Annotated in this window: 16 protein-coding genes; 10 read left to right on the top strand and 6 right to left on the bottom strand. The window is 55.7% G+C overall.

Annotation, left to right across the window (positions count from 1 at the left end; all coding sequences use genetic code 11):
* Window positions 1-105 precede the first annotated feature (105 nt).
* From HPY71_07020 to HPY71_07005, 4 genes are all read right to left on the bottom strand, one after another.
* Complete coding sequence (locus HPY71_07020; GenBank protein ID NPV53257.1) at window positions 106-528, bottom strand: rubrerythrin family protein; 423 nt, start codon at window positions 526-528, stop codon at window positions 106-108.
* Between the two features lie 112 nt (window positions 529-640).
* Window positions 641-1057: a transcriptional repressor gene (locus HPY71_07015; GenBank protein NPV53256.1), complete on the bottom strand. Its 417-nt coding sequence runs from the start codon at window positions 1055-1057 to the stop codon at window positions 641-643.
* A gap of 415 nt (window positions 1058-1472) precedes the next feature.
* Window positions 1473-1661, bottom strand: coding sequence for a 4-oxalocrotonate tautomerase (locus HPY71_07010; GenBank protein NPV53255.1), 189 nt, complete (start codon window positions 1659-1661; stop codon window positions 1473-1475).
* 98 nt (window positions 1662-1759) lie between these two features.
* Window positions 1760-2269, bottom strand: a complete 510-nt coding sequence (locus HPY71_07005; GenBank protein NPV53254.1) for a QueT transporter family protein — start codon at window positions 2267-2269, stop codon at window positions 1760-1762.
* 342 nt (window positions 2270-2611) lie between these two features.
* On the opposite strand from HPY71_07005, the gene HPY71_07000 reads away from it, so the two are divergent.
* The gene (locus tag HPY71_07000; protein NPV53253.1) at window positions 2612-5044 is read left to right on the top strand and encodes a copper-translocating P-type ATPase; all 2433 of its coding nucleotides are present in this window, start codon (window positions 2612-2614) and stop codon (window positions 5042-5044) included.
* Window positions 5045-5144: 100 nt separating this feature from the next.
* On the opposite strand, the gene fsa is transcribed toward HPY71_07000, so the two are convergent.
* The gene (gene fsa, locus HPY71_06995; protein NPV53252.1) at window positions 5145-5789 is read right to left on the bottom strand and encodes a fructose-6-phosphate aldolase; all 645 of its coding nucleotides are present in this window, start codon (window positions 5787-5789) and stop codon (window positions 5145-5147) included.
* Between the two features lie 466 nt (window positions 5790-6255).
* On the opposite strand from fsa, the gene HPY71_06990 reads away from it, so the two are divergent.
* The 9 genes from HPY71_06990 to HPY71_06950 all read left to right on the top strand — a co-directional run bounded on the left by HPY71_06990 (window position 6256) and on the right by HPY71_06950 (window position 16195).
* Window positions 6256-6651, top strand: coding sequence for a YjbQ family protein (locus tag HPY71_06990; GenBank protein NPV53251.1), 396 nt, complete (start codon window positions 6256-6258; stop codon window positions 6649-6651).
* 155 nt (window positions 6652-6806) lie between these two features.
* A complete protein-coding gene (locus HPY71_06985; protein NPV53250.1) occupies window positions 6807-8006 on the top strand; it encodes a pyridoxal phosphate-dependent aminotransferase in 1200 nt (399 codons plus the stop codon).
* A 25-nt stretch (window positions 8007-8031) separates the two neighbouring features.
* Entirely contained in the window at window positions 8032-8700 is a 669-nt protein-coding gene (locus tag HPY71_06980; protein NPV53249.1) for a tetratricopeptide repeat protein, read from the top strand.
* Window positions 8701-8869: 169 nt separating this feature from the next.
* Window positions 8870-9643, top strand: coding sequence for an S-methyl-5'-thioadenosine phosphorylase (gene mtnP, locus HPY71_06975; GenBank protein NPV53248.1), 774 nt, complete (start codon window positions 8870-8872; stop codon window positions 9641-9643).
* A 30-nt stretch (window positions 9644-9673) separates the two neighbouring features.
* The gene (gene mtnA / locus HPY71_06970) at window positions 9674-10789 is read left to right on the top strand and encodes an S-methyl-5-thioribose-1-phosphate isomerase (protein ID NPV53247.1); all 1116 of its coding nucleotides are present in this window, start codon (window positions 9674-9676) and stop codon (window positions 10787-10789) included.
* A 29-nt stretch (window positions 10790-10818) separates the two neighbouring features.
* Window positions 10819-12138 carry an amidohydrolase gene (locus HPY71_06965; protein NPV53246.1) on the top strand — a complete coding sequence of 440 codons (1320 nt, stop codon included), beginning with the start codon at window positions 10819-10821 and terminating at the stop codon, window positions 12136-12138.
* A gap of 167 nt (window positions 12139-12305) precedes the next feature.
* Window positions 12306-13571, top strand: a complete 1266-nt coding sequence (locus HPY71_06960; GenBank protein NPV53245.1) for a stage II sporulation protein P — start codon at window positions 12306-12308, stop codon at window positions 13569-13571.
* A gap of 249 nt (window positions 13572-13820) precedes the next feature.
* Window positions 13821-14183, top strand: a complete 363-nt coding sequence (locus HPY71_06955) for a carbohydrate-binding protein (GenBank protein ID NPV53244.1) — start codon at window positions 13821-13823, stop codon at window positions 14181-14183.
* 506 nt (window positions 14184-14689) lie between these two features.
* Complete coding sequence (locus HPY71_06950; protein NPV53243.1) at window positions 14690-16195, top strand: glutamate--tRNA ligase; 1506 nt, start codon at window positions 14690-14692, stop codon at window positions 16193-16195.
* Between the two features lie 264 nt (window positions 16196-16459).
* Here the strand turns inward: HPY71_06950 and HPY71_06945 are convergent, their stop codons facing one another.
* Window positions 16460-16993 (bottom strand): rubrerythrin family protein, encoded by a 534-nt coding sequence (locus tag HPY71_06945; protein NPV53242.1) that lies wholly within the window; start codon window positions 16991-16993, stop codon window positions 16460-16462.
* Between the last annotated feature and the right edge of the window lie 205 nt (window positions 16994-17198).

Here is a 17198-nt window from a genome sequence, read left to right as displayed (position 1 = left end):
GCAGGTGAGCCCTCGCCCTGAGCACCCGGCCGCCCCTCCATTATTCTATATCATCTATCCCAGTGCCAGTCTGTAAGTACCATCAGTACCATTCTGTTTTACTGCCTATTTAAAGTATCGGTCAAGCAGGCCCTGCAGGGCGCGGGCGTGGCGCCCCTCGTCGCGAGAGGACTCATCGAAGAAGTCGTGAGCCGGGTCGATCCCATCCTCCTTGGCCTTTACCGCGCTCTCCCTCTTTGCCTTGTTTGCTCCCTGCTCGCCCTTGAGCATCCTCTCGATATTCTCCTTTGTGCTCGTGGATATCTTGCCGTTCAGCTCGGCAAAGTGGGCTGCGTGCTGGGCCTCCTCCCAGGCGATCTTCTCGAGCACGACTGCCGCCTCGGGGTAGCCCTCGCGCTCCGCTTGCCTGGCCATGGCAAGATAGATGCCGACCTCGCCGGTCTCTCCCCTGAAATTCATCTCTACGGCTTCCTCCAGGCTCGTTCCCTTGCACACTCCTACCTTGTTTTCATTCACGAGCTCCAACATGGTTCTTTCCTCCCCTTGATTTGTGATTTGCCCGGCTTCATTTGATTCAAGTGCAAGTCGGGCTGTATTTTGATGGCCCGGGTTTCGGGTCAACGCTAAGATCGTATTATATTCATTTGCGATGCTTCCCCCGGCAAGATGGGCAGTAGCCATAGAAATACAGGTCCTGGTCGACGATGGCGTAGTCGGTATCCTCTGAGATCAGGTCCTTGATGCCGGCAATCTTTTCATCAGCATCGCCATCCAGATCATCGATGCGCTCGCACTGGAGACATACCATATGGGTGTGGGGCTTCGGATTCGCGTCGTAGCGGTGCATATCCTCGTGGGTGGCGAGCTTGCGCACGAGGCCGGCGGATACGAGCGCCTGCAGGGTCTTATATATCGTATTTAGACTTAGACCCGGGTGATGCGGGCGAAGCCTGTCGTAAAGGGCCTCAACGCTGGGGTGTTCTTTGGTCCCCGCCAGGGCTTCGTATATGGCTATGCGTTGCGGCGTCACCCGCAAGCCGTGCTCCCGGAGAATCATTGAGGTGTCCACCTAACATCTCCCCCGTATGACTGCTAGGAAGTTTATAATAATTATTATCTCTTGATATTTATTATTATATACTATTACACCAAAAGCAAAGCTGGATTATAACCACGGCATGTAATTATTTTTACCTGCGGGCAGTTACAATAACCTATCTGCGCGTAAACTATCAGTACGCCGGCTTTCATTGAATATTGAGCATCAATGGATATTAATATGGATATTGGTAATGCAGGCATGGGGTGTAGGAATGGATGGACAGGGACTCGGGGAGTTTCGGGAAGAGGGGAGGAGTGGCAAGGGAATCGGGGGAGAGAAGAAGTAGTAGTAGAAAAAACCGGGGCCGTGAGGTCCCGGGCGAGGCATGCGTGGTTGGGCGTCATGCGTGATTGGATATTTTATGCCTCGCTCATGAGCGATCGGTCCAGAGCCTCCCCGCGCTCGCATAGTTCTCCGGCTTCATTTCACGTAAGATTATCGTGACGGCCTCTGGCGGGCAATTGACGGACTCTACTATCGCGTTTGTGACCCTCTCTACCAGTCTGCGCTTCTGATCGGTGGTTCTCCCCTCAAACAATTCGATTTGAACTATAGGCATTATGAATTCCTCCTTTACCCTTATATCTTGCTGTCTTTCCCAATTCTGTTCCTAATTCTGTTTGTATCTTAATTTCGCTCCCGGGATCTCTATTTTGCTTACGGGTTTTGTTTATAAGGAGTCCCCCTGCGGCGAAGGTACCTGATAAGGGGAACGCCTATCAGGAGCACGACAATGGCCTCGCTGGCGCTTATGCTGAGTGCGGTGATTACGTAGGGGACCTTGAATATTGCGCTCAGATATGCGCTGACGAGCAGGCCATTCAAGACTATGGGCGACAGGTAAGCAATAACGCTATGGCGGAATCTATATGTGACCGCCGCGGCGATGAGCGTAACAAGGCTCCCGCCAAAGATATCCCATGGCCCGAGCCCGCCGATGATATTGGCGAGCAGACATCCGATGAAAAGCGCGGGCACGGCCTCGACATAGAGTATGGGGAGGACTGTCAGGGCTTCAGCCACCCTGAGCTGGACCGGCCCGAAGCTTATCGGCGCCAGCGCGTAACAAAGCACAACATACAGGCCTGCAATTGTGGCGGCGCGCGTTAGAGCTTTAATCTGAATCCGGAACAAGGCTATCACCTCACAGGCATACAGGGCTAACATGTAACATCGTAATCCTGGTAATCCCGGTGATCCTGGCGATCTCGGGACGGTTGCCAGCCCTGCTTGACTTTTAGTATTCGCCTTTCAGCGCGATTATCCTTCGCAAGCCAGGCCATATTTCACTAATGTCCAGATCAAGAATGTCCAGATCAAGCCGGGCTATATTCCATTAATATCCAGATATAGTTGATCTTATAACTCGGATATGCTATGGTTGAATCTAGAATTGGATTCTCTGAAAAATCAGCATCCTTAAATCACCATTCTTACTGGAATTTTTTCTTTACTGCGCTTATCCTTGGTTATCACTCATCTTTAGTTTCTGGATTGGGGGATTGACCTATGCCGCGTGATCGCAAGATAAATTCCGGCGCGGGCGCCGGTAGCGCCGCCAGTGAGGCGCGGGCGCGTATCGACCTGCCCATCTCCGGCATGAGCTGCGCCTCTTGTGCAACGCGAATCGAGAGAGCCCTCTCAGACCTCCCCGGCGTCGCGAAAGCCCAGGTGAACTTCGCCACCCAGAGGGCCACCGTGGAGTATCGCCCCCGGGAGGTTTCGGTGGCCGAGATATCCCAGGCTGTCCGGGATGCAGGCTACGAACCGCTCGAGGTCGATATACTGGCTGAGCCGGGAGCCGGCGCGGACGCCGAGCGGCTTGCACGCGAGCGGGAGCTAGAGGATATAAAGGGGAAGCTCCTCGTGAGCGGCGTCCTTGCCGCCCTGATCATGGCCGGGGCCATGCGTGAATGGGCACCGTGGATTCCCAAGCTCCTCGCCGACCGGTTCGTCCTTCTGGCTCTAGCCACGCCAGTGCAGTTCTGGTCGGGGATGCGTTTTTATCGCGGCGCCATCGCCGCCCTGTCGCACGGGTCGGCCGATATGAATGTCCTGGTGGCCGTCGGGACCTCGGCAGCTTATTTCTATAGCGCTGTCATTACGTTCCTGCCCGGCCTTTTCACCCGCCACGGCCTGGCTCCGAGCGTCTATTTCGACACCTCTGCAGTAATAATAACCCTGATCCTCCTGGGGCGCTACCTTGAGGCTGTTGCGCGGAGCCACACCTCTGAGGCTATAAAGAGGCTCATGGGCCTCGCGGCGAAAACCGCCCGCGTCCTGCGAAACGGCCAGGAAATGGACATACCCGTTGAGGAGGTTGGGGTCGGGGATATCATCATCGTGAGGCCCGGAGAGAAAATACCCGTCGATGGTGTCGTCATAGAGGGCCGCTCCAGCGTTGATGAATCCATGCTGACCGGCGAGAGCCTGCCAGTGGAGAAGGATGCAGGGGATGAGGTCGTAGGCGCCACGATCAATAAGACAGGGACCTTCAAGTTCAAGGCGACGAAGGTCGGAAGGGATACTGTTCTTGGGCAGATCATAAGGCTCGTCGAGGAGGCCCAGGGCTCCAAGGCGCCCATACAGCGACTGGCTGACAGGGTGGCTGCCGTCTTTGTTCCCGCTGTCATTGCGGTAGCAGTAATTACCTTCCTCGCGTGGTTGCTGTTTGGGCCCGAGCCGCCCCTGACCCTTGCCCTGTTGAATTTCGTATCCGTCCTCATCATCGCCTGTCCCTGCGCGCTTGGGCTCGCGACCCCGACGGCCATAATGGTCGGGACGGGAAAGGGCGCCGAAAACGGCGTGTTGTTTAAAGGGGGCGAGCACCTCGAGCGGGTCCACAGGGCCCAGACGGTAATTTTTGATAAGACTGGGACCCTGACCAGGGGCGAGCCGGAGGTCACGGATATCGTAGTCGCGGGTGCGCCGGCCATGGCGCCAGCGGTCGACCTGGGGAAAGACCTGGAAAATACTCGAGGGGGCGGCCCGGGGAGCGGACCGGGGGAGCATCCAGATGGTTCAAGCGGCCAACCGGAGCCGGACGCCAGGGAGGTCCTCAGGCTCGCAGCATCTGCCGAGAAGGCCTCCGAGCACCCGCTTGGCCAGGCCATCGTGGCGAAGGCTGGGGCGCAGGGCCTGAAACTTGCGGAACCTCATGACTTTGAAGCCGTGCCCGGGCGCGGCATTCGCGCGAAGGTGGAGGGCCATGATGTTCTCATTGGAAATATCAAATTCCTGCAGGAAAACGGCATAGACGCCCGGGAGCTTGATCTTTCAGGCCTGAGCCCCGCCGCGGATGCCTTATCGTCCAGGGGCAAGACTCCAACCCTCGTGGCTGTTGACGGGAAATTGGCCGCCGTCATAGCCATTGCCGACACGCTTAAGCCTGGCTCCAGGGAAGCCGTTGCAGCCCTTCGCAGGATGGGTATCGAGGTTGTGATGATAACCGGTGATAACAGGCGCACAGCTGAAGCCATCGCCAGGGAGGCCGGGATTGAGAGGGTCCTGGCCGAGGTGCTGCCGCAGGATAAGGCGGAGGAGGTAAAAAGTCTCCAGCGTGAAGGCAGGGTGGTCGCCATGGTGGGGGATGGCATAAACGATGCGCCGGCCCTGGCGCAGGCGGATGTTGGGATAGCTATAGGCACCGGCACCGATATTGCAATGGAGGCCGCGGATGTTACCCTGATGAGCGGCGACTTGCGCGGGGTGGTCATGGCGATCCAGCTGAGCAGGAGGACGATGGCAACGATAAGGCAGAACCTCTTCTGGGCGTTTATCTATAATACCCTGGGGATACCCATCGCCGCAGGCGTCTTCTACCCGTTCACCGGTCTGCTGTTGAATCCAATGATCGCTGCTGCGGCGATGGCGTTGAGCTCAGTATCTGTTGTTACAAACAGCCTCCGGCTTCGCGGCTTCCGCCCCACACGTATCACGTAGCAGAGTGTCCTATGGGGAGGGTGAGCAAGTAGTCTGCTCGCTCACCCTCCCCCACGGGATGCCCTATTACGTGATACGCGTGAGGGCGCGACTTGGTAGCTCATTTCGGCACCTTGTTCCAATCATCAAGGAAGCGCTTGATACCAATATCAGTTAGAGGATGCTTTATCATCTGTTCCAGCACCTTAAATGGGACCGTGGCCACATGCGCCCCGGCTTTTGCAGCATCGGCCACGTGGAGGGGCGACCTGATGCTCGCGGCGATAACCTGGGTGGTGAAGCCATAATTCTTGAATATAGTAACGATGTCCCTGACGAGATCCATGCCGGTCTGGGCTATGTCATCAATGCGGCCCAGGAATGGGCTCACATAGGTCGCCCCCGCCTTTGCGGCGAGTAGTGCCTGGGTGGGCGAGAAGACGAGGGTTACATTCGTCTTGATGCCGCGCGCCGAGAGCTCTCTCACGGCCTTGAGCCCCTCAGCAGTTATGGGGATCTTTACAACAACATTCGGCGCCCAGCCGGAGAGCTGGACCCCCTCCTTGATCATTCCCTCGGCATCCAGGCTCGTAGCCTCAGCGCTCACAGGGCCTGGGACGATGCTGCATATCTCCTTGATGGCGTCTTCAAATTTCCGGCCCTCGCGTGACACAAGTGTTGGGTTTGTGGTCACGCCGTCGATCGCGCCCCAGCTGTATGCTGTGCGGATTTCGGTTACATTTGCTGTGTCGAGAAATATCTTCATCACTAAATCCCTCCAAATCTGGCCATCCGCCATATTTTTGCCATATCTATGCATAACATCAGTACTATGACATTATATAATGCAGTTGTAGCTGAATATAATGCAACTATATATTATATAATGCAACTATGGCTGAGCGGGTAGTGCAACAGGGCTCGTTCCAAACTCTATCCGACATTCTATTCGACGGGCGGCTAGATACTCCTGCATGATTTCACGATATACCTGCCGGTGGGTTTCCGGTGTTATTATTCATTGCAGTTATTCATAAGGACTATTATTTGGAGGACAGGACTATTATTTTAGGGGATTATTGTTTATGGGACAGATGATTATGATGATTATGAGGTGATTGTGATACATGTATCATGTATCATAAAGGAGTTAGCCAGGGTATGTAGAATAATACAAGAATACCAGGTTTGGGACTATCCGGAGGCCCGGAGGCGAAGGCAGGTGGCTGGCCATGCGCGAGCTTACTATCGAAACGAGAGCGCGCACAGAGCTTCGAGATATAACATCTCTCGTAAGCGATATTGTGGTAAAGTCCGGCATCAAGGATGGCATATGCGTCGTGTTCGTCCCGCATACGACCGCAGGGGTAACTATTAACGAGAGGGCTGACCCTGACGTTCAAAAGGATATCCTGGCTCAATTCGCGAGGGTGGTGCCATTCGATGCCGGGTATAGCCACATGGAGGGGAATTCGGCGGCCCATATAAAATCCAGCATCGTGGGCGCATCGGAAACGATCCTGATAGAGAACGGGAGACTCGTCCTCGGAACCTGGCAAGGGATATACCTCTGCGAATTCGATGGGCCGAGGCTTCGAAAGGTGCTGGTCAAGGTCCTGGGGAAATAGGGCGGCTACCCCGAAAGGGTTAAGAATAGCTGCGCGGTTAGGGATAAGGTTGGGGATAACATAACTATGGCCAGGGATTCTATGGCCAGGTATTTTAGGGGGTATCTTGAGGTATCTTTAAGGAAGTATCTTGAGGAAGGGATGAGCAGTTGACAATGAAGCTAGCAAAGCGTGCATCGAGCATTGCCCCATCTAAGACCCTCGGCGTAGACGCGCGCGTCGCTGAGCTGCGAAAGGCCGGTGTGAATGTCATAGGCTTTGGGGCCGGCGAGCCTGATTTCGACACACCTGATCACATAAAGGCGGCGGCTATAGCCGCAATAAACCACGGCTATACTAAATATACCCCGGCATCAGGGGCGGCTGACCTGAAGGAGGCCATTTGCGAGAAGCTCCGGAAGGAGAACGGTTTGGTTTACGAGCCGTCTCAGGTGATAGTCTCCTGCGGTGCAAAACACTCTGTCTATAACGTGATTCAGGCCCTCTGCGACGAGGGCGACGAGGTTATTATACCGAGCCCTTACTGGGTTAGCTATCCCGAGATGGTCAGGATGGTCGGGGCGGTGCCTGTTTTCATAGAGACCTCCCCGGATGACGGTTTTGTCCTAAAGGCTGGGGCTCTTGAAGGGGCAATAACCTCGCGGACAAAGCTTATAATCCTGAACAGCCCGTGCAACCCTACAGGATCGGTCCTGGATTCCGGGACGTTGAAGGAGATCTCCCGGATCGCGATCAAGCACGGCATCTATGTGCTTTCGGATGAGATATATGAGGATTTCGTGTATGATGATGCCCGGCATGTGAGCATCGCATCCTTCGGCGAGGATATCAAGTCGCTCACGATCGTGGTGAATGGCGTGTCAAAGGCCCATGCGATGACGGGCTGGCGAATCGGCTACGCGTGCGGCGACAAGGCTATAATCAAGGCCATGAGCAACTTGCAGAGCCACCAGACATCAAACCCTCCCTCCATATCCCAGAAAGCGGCGATCGCAGCCCTGCTCGGGCCCGGTGAGCCGAGGCGCAACATGGTCAGGGAATTCAAACAGCGAAGGGATTATATGGTCGAGAGGCTGAATAAGCTCCCGGGGGTGAGGTGTGTCCTTCCGAGGGGCGCGTTCTACGCCTTCCCTGACATATCCGGCCTCTATGGCAAGAAACTGGGCGGGACGGTGGTCAAGGATTCCGAGACGTTCGCCGAGGCGCTCCTTGCGGAAGCCAGGGTGGCCGTGGTCCCGGGATCGGCCTTCGGGGCGAATGATTTTGTCCGTTTTTCATACGCTACGTCAAGGGAGCGGATTGAAGCCGGGCTGGACCGGATCGAGGCTGCTCTCGGGCGAGTCATGGCTGAGTGAGTAAGTTGTAAGGGGTGGGTGGATCATGCTGGAGGCCCGGTCCACCAGGTGGAACGCCGGGTTCCTGACGTTGGTTCGCGTGACAGGGCTCGTTATAGCCCTGTTGACTCTAATTTCCACGGCGATGGCAACCAGCCCCGGGTCTGCGTGCCTTGCGAGCGCCGTAAACTGGCAGAGCATCATAGATGCCAACAGGTGCGCAAGCGACACTGACCTCAGGGCGCATCTCAATCTCGCCATCGCTTATGCGAATACGGGAAGGATAGTCGACGCCAACAATGAATTCAAGTTGCTCGCCAGGGCGGATTACGAGACCTTTTGCAGGCAGATAACCCTCGAAGGCGAGGATTCGCTCAGGCGCAATCCCAGGGATATTTTCGCCCTCAACTACCTGGCCTTCACCTACTATGCCTTTGACAGGTATGCGGAAGCGCTCTCATGTTTCCAGAGCCTGGCGGATGTTGATAGCAGGAACGTGTGGGTCAAACATTATCTGGCTGTGGCTTATGCCCGGGTGGGCCGGCTTGATGATGCGATTTCAACCCTGCAGAAGGCGCTCGACCTGGACCCCCGGAATGAATATACACATCTCCTGCTAGCCCTCGCTTACAAAGAGAAGGGCTGGTACATTGCGGCGGCGGTGGAGTTTTTAAAGGCCCCGAACGCCCGCAGGGAGATTTTGAGCCTTAGATGAAGGCCGTAGATAAAATAAAGCAAAAGCAAAGGAGATTTTGAGCCCTAAGTTTGAGCCCTAAATAAAATAAACTGGATGAGTGGAGGAGCGGGGTGGGCGATAAGGTGGAGACGGGCTATATGCGGCAGGTTATATCGTGTTGTATGGGGCGGGTCATACTGTGAAGGTGATGAAGGTAGGGATAATAGGCGGCACCGGGGTATATGATCCCGGCATTTTGGAGGACATCCAGACAGTGAGGGTGGCCACAGCTTATGGCGAGGTAGAGGTCAGGGCCGGGCATTGCAGGGGCGCGGACGTAGTCTTTATCGCGAGGCACGGTTGGACCCACTCCGTCCCCCCTCATAAGGTGAACTACCGGGCGCATATCCGCGCGCTCAAGGATATCGGAGTTGATCAGGTAATAGCAACATCGGCCGTGGGTTCGCTGAATCCGTCCATGAGGCCGGGAGACTTCGTCATCCTCGACCAGTTCCTGGACTTCACGAAGGGGAGGGAATCGACATTCTTCGATGGCCAGGATGGGAGGGTTGTTCACACCGATTTCACCCAGCCTTATTGCTCCTCGATGAGAGAGTGCCTGATCAGGGCAGGATGCGAGCTAGGCTTCGCGCCCCACGAGAGCGGCTGCTACGTCGCGACTGAGGGGCCCAGGTTTGAGACACCGGCTGAGATCCGCATGTTCAAGATGCTGGGCGGTGACGTCGTGGGGATGACCGGCGTGCCCGAGGTGGTCCTGGCGCGGGAAGCGGGCCTCTGCTACGGGGCTATAGGAATTGTGACGAATTTTGCGGCTGGCATCTCGAAGACGCCCCTGACCCATACCGAGGTTGTGGATGCCATGAATGAGAGCTCCAGGAGGCTCAGGGATTACATCATGCGGGCGATCGATATCATGCCCCGGGAGCGAGATTGCTCGTGTGGGAATGCAAGAGGGAAATAGGAGCGCAATTGGGGCGGTGGAGGATTGAAGATGAACTCAGCTACAAGGTCGCTCCGCTGGGAGGTGGGGAAGGGATGCCTGGTCCTGCTCGACCAGACCAGGCTGCCGGCCGAGGAACGCTATGTGGAGTGCAGGACCCACTCTGATGTTATCCAGGGGATAAAGGGCATGATAGTGCGCGGCGCCCCTGCGATCGGCGCGGCTGCAGCCTACGGGGTGGTCCTGGCGGCCCTGGAATTCGGTGGCGACAAGGAAGGTCAAGAAAACCTTGAAAGCTTTCGAGCGCACCTCGAGGCGGCGGCCGGTGCACTACGCGTCGCGAGGCCCACAGCTGTGAACTTGCGCTGGGCCGTTGACAGGATGATGAGGCGTGCAGACGATGAGATCCGGCGTGCGCACGAGGGAGATGGCGGCGTGCGTAGATGCGGGGGCGTTGACAGGTCTATTATTGAGAATATAAAGCATAGACTACTGGAGGAAGCCAACAGCATCTCCTCCGAGGATATCGCGGTAAACAGGTCAATCGGGGAGGTAGGCCGTGACCTGATCCCGCCTGGCGCCAGGATAATGACCTACTGCAACGCTGGAGCCCTTGCCACGGTGGATTACGGCACCGCGCTCGGTGTCATCAGATGCGCCCAGGCTGCAGGGAGAAACGTCCGCGTGTATGCGTGCGAGACCCGGCCACTTCTCCAGGGGGCGCGGCTCACAAGCTGGGAGCTTACGAGGGATAACATACCGGTTACCCTGATAACTGATAACATGGCAGGTTACGTGATGAAAGAGGGCCTGGTGGACCTGGTTATCGTCGGCGCTGACCGGGTAGCTGCAAACGGGGATGTCGCGAATAAAATCGGGACATATACCCTTGCCGTCCTGGCCAGGGAGAACAAGGTGCCCTTTTATGTGGCGGCCCCGATATCGACGATAGATCTCTCATTGCCCGACGGGAGCCAGATCCCGATAGAATTCAGGAGCGCCGATGAGGTTACGACCATAGGGTGCCAGCGGATCGCCCCTGAGGGTGTGGATGTGCTGAATCCCGCTTTTGATGTCACGCCCCATGAATTCGTTACGGCCATCATCACGGAACGGGGCCTGGTGCGAGAGCCTTACGGGGTCAACCTGAAGATCGTAGCCGCGTAGCCGGTTCAAAGTGTTAGGGGGGACGTGAGATGCCCGATCTTGTGATCAAGGGCGCGACGATTGTAACCATGGATGATGAGGGCAGCATCATTCACAACGGGGATATAGAGGTATCCGACGGTAGGATTATCTATGTGGGTCCTCACATCGAACGCGAAGTCATCTCCGATGACCCCAGTTCAAATCCTGCCGTCCGGGTGGTCGATGCGGCCGGCAAGATAGCAATGCCCGGGTTTGTGAATGCTCACTGTCATGCAGCCATGACGTTGTTCCGGGGCTACGCCGATGACCTCCCGTTGAAGCAATGGCTTGAGGAGAAAATATGGCCTGTGGAGGCCAGGCTCTCAGCTGAGGACGTTTACTGGGGCACCATGCTGAGCTGCCTTGAAATGCTCAGGTCGGGGACTACAACCTTTGCGGACATGTATTTTTTCATGAATGAGGTCGCCAAGGCTGTAGAGGAGGCTGGCTTGCGCGGGGTCCTGGCCAGGGGGCTGGTGGCTACGTTGCCAGGCGGGGAGAAAGCCCTATCCGAGGGTGAGCAATTCTGTTCCCGCTGGAATGGCGCAGCGAAGGGTAGGATACTGACCATGCTGGGCCCGCACGCTCCTTACACATGCCCGCCATCTTTTCTCAGGAGGGTCGCCAATAGCGCCAGTGCGCTGGGGGTCGGCATTCATATCCACGTTGCGGAGACCAGGGGCGAGGTCGAAGACTGCATAAGGGATTTTGGCAAGTCCCCCGTCCAGCTTCTTGAGGAGGTAGGCCTCTTTGAGGTTCCTGTGCTGGCGGCGCACTGCGTGCATATCACCAGGGAGGATATCGCTCTCCTACGGGAGAGGGGCGTGTCTGTCGCGCATAACCCCACTAGCAACATGAAACTCGCCTCGGGGATAGCTCCTGTCCCTGAAATGATCGAGGCGGGGATCACCGTTGCCATCGGCACCGATGGCGCCGCAAGTAACAACGACCTTGACATGTTTGAGGAGATGAGGCTGGCAGCCCTGGTTCACAAGGTCAAGACCATGGATCCGACTGTTGTGCCTGCTCGCCAGGCGCTCGAGATGGCCACAAAGGGCGGTGCACAGGCGCTGGGGCTTTCTGCTGAGATAGGTTCGCTTGAGGCTGGCAAGCGGGCGGATATTATCCTGGTCGACTTCGGCAAGCCGCATTTCTATCCAAAGCACGACGTGATTTCTCACCTGGTATATGCCGCTCATGCAGGCGATGTTGCCACAGTGATTGTCGACGGCAAGATCCTCATGGATAACGGCAAGTTCACCACCATTGATGCCGAGGAGACAACCTATATGGTCCAGCAATGCGTCGAGCGACTCCTGGGGAAATAGGGTCCCCAGATTCCGCGAGAAATCCCCGCAAATCCCCGCCGGCTTGGTTGCGGCGGGTTTTTTTTATAAGCCTCATGAGGTCCACATGCAATATATTTATAAGCTTTTCTCCGCATACTAAAATCGCGGGGACAATGTAAAGGACGACGTTATGTGAGGTGGGGAATGTGCTAAAATCAAATGTCACAAGCGCTATAAGCACGACGCACAGGGGAATCCTTATGGGTTCGCTCCTTATCTTCCCGGTCCTGGCTATGGTCCTGGTCCCGCTCCTGGTGCCGGTCTTGGGCCTATCCGCCGTTGCTTTTGCTGAGGAAGAGGTCAGAGACGGTTACTTTTCCCTTATTGATGTGAAAACGGGGAAGGTGATCATGCAAACGGGCCACGTGGTCTACGTTGGGGATCGCTTCCTGGATGCTGATAATACGCTCTATGAGGTGGTGAGCATAAAGGGCAACCAGGCGAGGGTGAGGGCGAGAGAGAAGGTTGATCTAGCGGCGAAGGCGCAGGGGTTCATTGCTGCCAGGCAGGCGGAGCTACAGGCACAGGCAGGCGAGGCAGGGAGGCGGAGGTTGATCGCCACCTACCATACCCACAGTGATGAATCATACGTGCCGACCGACGGCGCCGCGTCCATAGCCCCGAGAGGCGGGATATACAAAGTCGGGGCGACGATGACGACCTCGCTTGAGCGTTTTGGCGTGGATGTAAACCACTCCTACGCATCCCACCTCCCGCACGATGGCGCGGCGTATGAGCGCTCCCGGCGCACCGCCATGGCCCTCATACGCCAGGGACCTGACGCTATCTTCGATGTTCATAGGGATGCAGCGCCCCTCGAGCAGTATGTCACGACCGTCAACGGGCGGCCGGGCGCTCGAGTTATGATCGTGGTAGGCAGAGAGAACCCCAACATGCGCGCAAACGAGGGCTTTGCGTACGCCATAAAGGATTATGCCGACAGGAATTTTCCAGGGCTTGTCCGGGGCATATTTTACGGGAAAGGCGGCTATAACCAGGATCTTTCCCCGCGGGCCCTTCTCTTCGAGGTGGGAAGCCAGGAGAATAGCAGGTATGCTGCGGAACGTTCGATGGCGACATTCATCGATGCCCTGCCGGCCTTGCTGTATGGCATCACGGCGCCGCCCGTGGGGCGGACGCCTGGCACCGTGCGGGAGCAGCGGGTGAGGGCTGGGCGGGAGTCGAGGGGTGCTTTTTCGTCGATTGCCTGGATCATCGGGACCGTTGTGGCTGTGGGTTTTGTGTTTTTACTGGTAAATGAGGGAAACCTGAGGGGTCTGAGGAACCGGCTGGAGCGGTTGAGAAACTTTGAGTTTGCGAATATGTTAGGAATGCGTGGCAAAAGTGACTCCAAAGAACACCGCGATCATGATAATGAAGACCAGAAAGATAGCAGGCAACCGCGGCAATAGTTCGATCTCATATCCCCCATGATGAATTGGGGAGACTATGAGTGTTGGTGATAGTTGACGATATGATGATAAACCCAGACTACCCAGGTGAAGGAGGTCATTCCTATGTTTCTTGGGTTCGGCAGGCGTAGAGATGAGCGTAAAGATGACCCAAAAAAGGTTGATGTTAATGTCGAGGCTGCAACCGAATTCGCGCCCGGTTCCGGTTGCTGCGGCCCGATGCGGGGAGCGCACGCTGGCCGCGGCGGTATGGGCTATGGCCGTCGTGTAATGGAGAAACGCGCTGAGTTCAGGGGGGATGATGGCGTCTATGTAAGCCCAACGCCCATAACCTCGGGAACAGATGTGACGGTCAAATATAACGGCCTTCTTGCCCGGTCGGGGGCGGATGCTGTCTATCTTCACGCTGGTTTCGGCCCTGCGGATAGCTGGGCCAATGTAAGAGATGTCCCGATGACCAGGACGATAGATGATATGTGGACGGCCATTGTTCCAATCGGAATTGAGGAATCATCACGGCTAAATTTCTGCTTCCGTGACAGCGCTAATAACTGGGATAACAATAATGGAGTAAACTGGAGCTATGAAATCCATAACGGGGAGAACGTATAGGCATTATAATATATGCAAGATGCAGGCGAGGCTCCGCTCCCCCAGGCAGCGCCACAAGCCGGTCTGCGCCTACGTGCCGGCTGACCAGAACTGCTGATTGCTGACTGGCTGGCTGGGCAGCGCGCCCCTGTTACGCCCGGCGGGCGCGGCCACAGGATTCCCTGAGCCTCGCAGCCCGCCTTTCCCACATCCTCCCATATCCTCATGTATTTTATTTATGTCACTTATTTTGTTTTGTTTATACCTCGAGCCCCCAGTCGCCAGCAAGGACTAGAGGACCAGTCCAGAGCACAAGTAGAGCACCAGTAGGGATAAGGGCCGGGTAAGGGCCAGTAGGGGGTGGTAGAGCCCAGCAAGGCCAGTAGGGACTTGAAGTAAGGGCTCCCGCGATATATACTTGTTTTGGTATTGATTCTTCCAACTTAATTCTTCCAACCATAGAGTCGTGATGGCATTTTAATGGGATTTTTCAACAGGCACCTTTAACAGGTAGGAGGCTTATTTGGATGAAACCCGTTAGAGTGAAACCCGTTAGAGTGAGGTTCGCTCCGAGTCCGACCGGTTACCTTCACGTGGGTGGGGCGAGAACGGCCCTATTCAACTGGCTTTTTGCGCGCCACCATGGTGGTAGGTTTATTCTTCGGATAGAAGATACTGACGTTGCTCGTTCCACCGAGGCCTCGACAGGGGCGATCATTGAAAGCATGAGGTGGCTCGGGCTCGACTGGGATGAAGGCCCCGTGGTCGGCGGCGACTATGGCCCCTACTTCCAGTCGGAGCGCCTGCAGGTCTATAGAGAGCATATGGATAGGCTTATCGAGAACGGGAACGCCTATTACTGCTACTGCACCCCTGAGGAGCTCGAGGAGCGGCGCAAGGAGGCTGTCGCCAGGGGGGAAGTCCCCCGTTATGATGGGCGCTGCCGCGACCTGAGCCCATCTCAGATCCGGAGGTTTCAAGATGAGGGACGCAGGGTTTCCGTACGTTTCATGGTCCCGGAGGGAGAGACTCTCATACATGACCTGATAAGGGGCGAGGTCAAGTTCTCAAACTCGAGCGTTGATGACTTCGTGATTATGAAATCAGATGGTTTCCCTACCTATAACTTCGCGGCGGTAGTCGATGACAGCCTGATGGGGATGACGCATATTATTCGCGCTGAGGAGCACCTCCCGAACACGCCCAAGCAGGTGATGATCTACCGGGCGCTCGGGTACCCCTTGCCGGAATTTGCCCACGTTCCCATGATCCTCGGGCCTGATCGCAGCAAATTGAGCAAGCGGCACGGGGCGACCTCGGTGACCCAGTACAGGGACATGGGCTACCTGCCGGAGGCGCTTGTAAATTATCTGGCGCTACTTGGCTGGGCATACGATGCAGAGCATGAGATATTCTCCACCGAGGAGCTCATAGAGAAGTTCTCGCTGGAAGGTGTATCTAAAAATGCTGCTATATTCGACCCTAAAAAGCTCGAGTGGATGAACGGGCAGTATATCCGGATGGCCGATCCTGACAGGATAATGCGCTTGGCCATTCCCTTTCTGCAGTCTGGGGGGTTGTTGCCAGAGAAGGCCAGCAAAGCTAGTGCCGGGGGCGCCAAGGATGAGGAAGAGGTCGATTCCGGGGTTTCCAGGGTGATTCAGCTCTTTAAAGATAGGATGAAGACTGTAAAGGATATCGTGGAGCTGGCGGACTACTTCTTTACTGATAACATACGCTACGACGAGGCTGCGGTGAAGAAGTTTCTTGCCAGGCCAAGGCTTGCTGGTATCTTCGGTGAGCTGATTGAGAGGCTGGGACGTCTCGAGCCCTTTACCCAAGAGGGCATTGAAGCTGTCATGCGAGGGCTTGCGGCGGAGCTTGGCCTTAAGGCCGGGGATGTGATTCACCCGACCAGGGTTGCACTTACGGGCCGGGCTGTGAGCCCTGGCCTCTTCGAGGTAATGGAGGTGCTCGGGAAGGAGACAGTCCTAAAGCGACTTGCTGCCACGCGAGATAAGCTGGAGCGATAGAACGATAGTAACGATAGACTCAAACGATAGACCCGATAGCAGTGCTGAAGCACGAGTGGGAGATGGGGCATCAGTCGATCTTAAAAAACCTCCAAACTGGCATCCGACTCGCAATAAAAAACACCGCCCGGCCCATAGATTACCAGCCGGACGCCCAAAAACAGCTTAACTGGCCTTGAAGAATACTTCAGTCATGGGTCCGGGGTGAATTTCAAGTTACCAATTGCTGCATAAAAAAGTTCGGTAAACTTTTGTGCATTAACTTTAGTAGTTATCCGCAGCCGGCTCATAGAAAGACCTCGGATGGGAGCATGCCGGACATACCCCGGGTGGTTCCATTCCCTTGTAAATGTAACCGCAGTTGCGGCAGCGCCATTTGATCGGCTCACTGCGCTTGAAAACGGTGCCTTCCTCTAAGCGTGCCAGGAGTTGACGGTAGCGAGCTTCATGGGCAGCTTCTACTTCGGCTATCTTGTCCATAGTCTTAGCTATCTCGTCAAAACCCTCTGCCCGCGCAGTCGCAGCAAACTCTTTATACATAGATGTCCACTCATAGTTTTCACCCTTAGCAGCCTCTTCCAAATTTTGTTTCGTGTCGCCTATCAGGTCCAGAAGTTTAGCCCACACCTTGGCATGCTCCTTCTCATTCTCGGCCGTCTCCAGGAAGATGCCAGCAATTTGCTCATATCCCTCTTTCTTGGCTATGGAAGCAAAATAGGTATATTTATTACGTGCCTGTGACTCACCGGCAAAAGCAACCAACAAATTCTTCTCCGTCTTCGAACCTTTGAGGTTCATGAAGAAGCCTCCTTTCCAGCTTCGCTTTTGATGTTCCCCGTGGCGGTTTTTCGGCGAAATACCCTTCATGGGACCGCAGGTCAATACAGCAACGCGACGATTTATCAATGTATGTGTGCGTCTAGGTGATATACCCTGGCACATAAGAGGAACGAAGTGCTCTCCATCGTGGCGATATTTACCCGCTGCCCGCTACAACCTCATA

This window comes from Bacillota bacterium (assembly GCA_013178125.1).
GTDB lineage: Bacteria > Bacillota > SHA-98 > Ch115 > JABLXJ01 > JABLXL01.
This window is presented reverse-complemented; position numbering and strand designations above follow the sequence as displayed.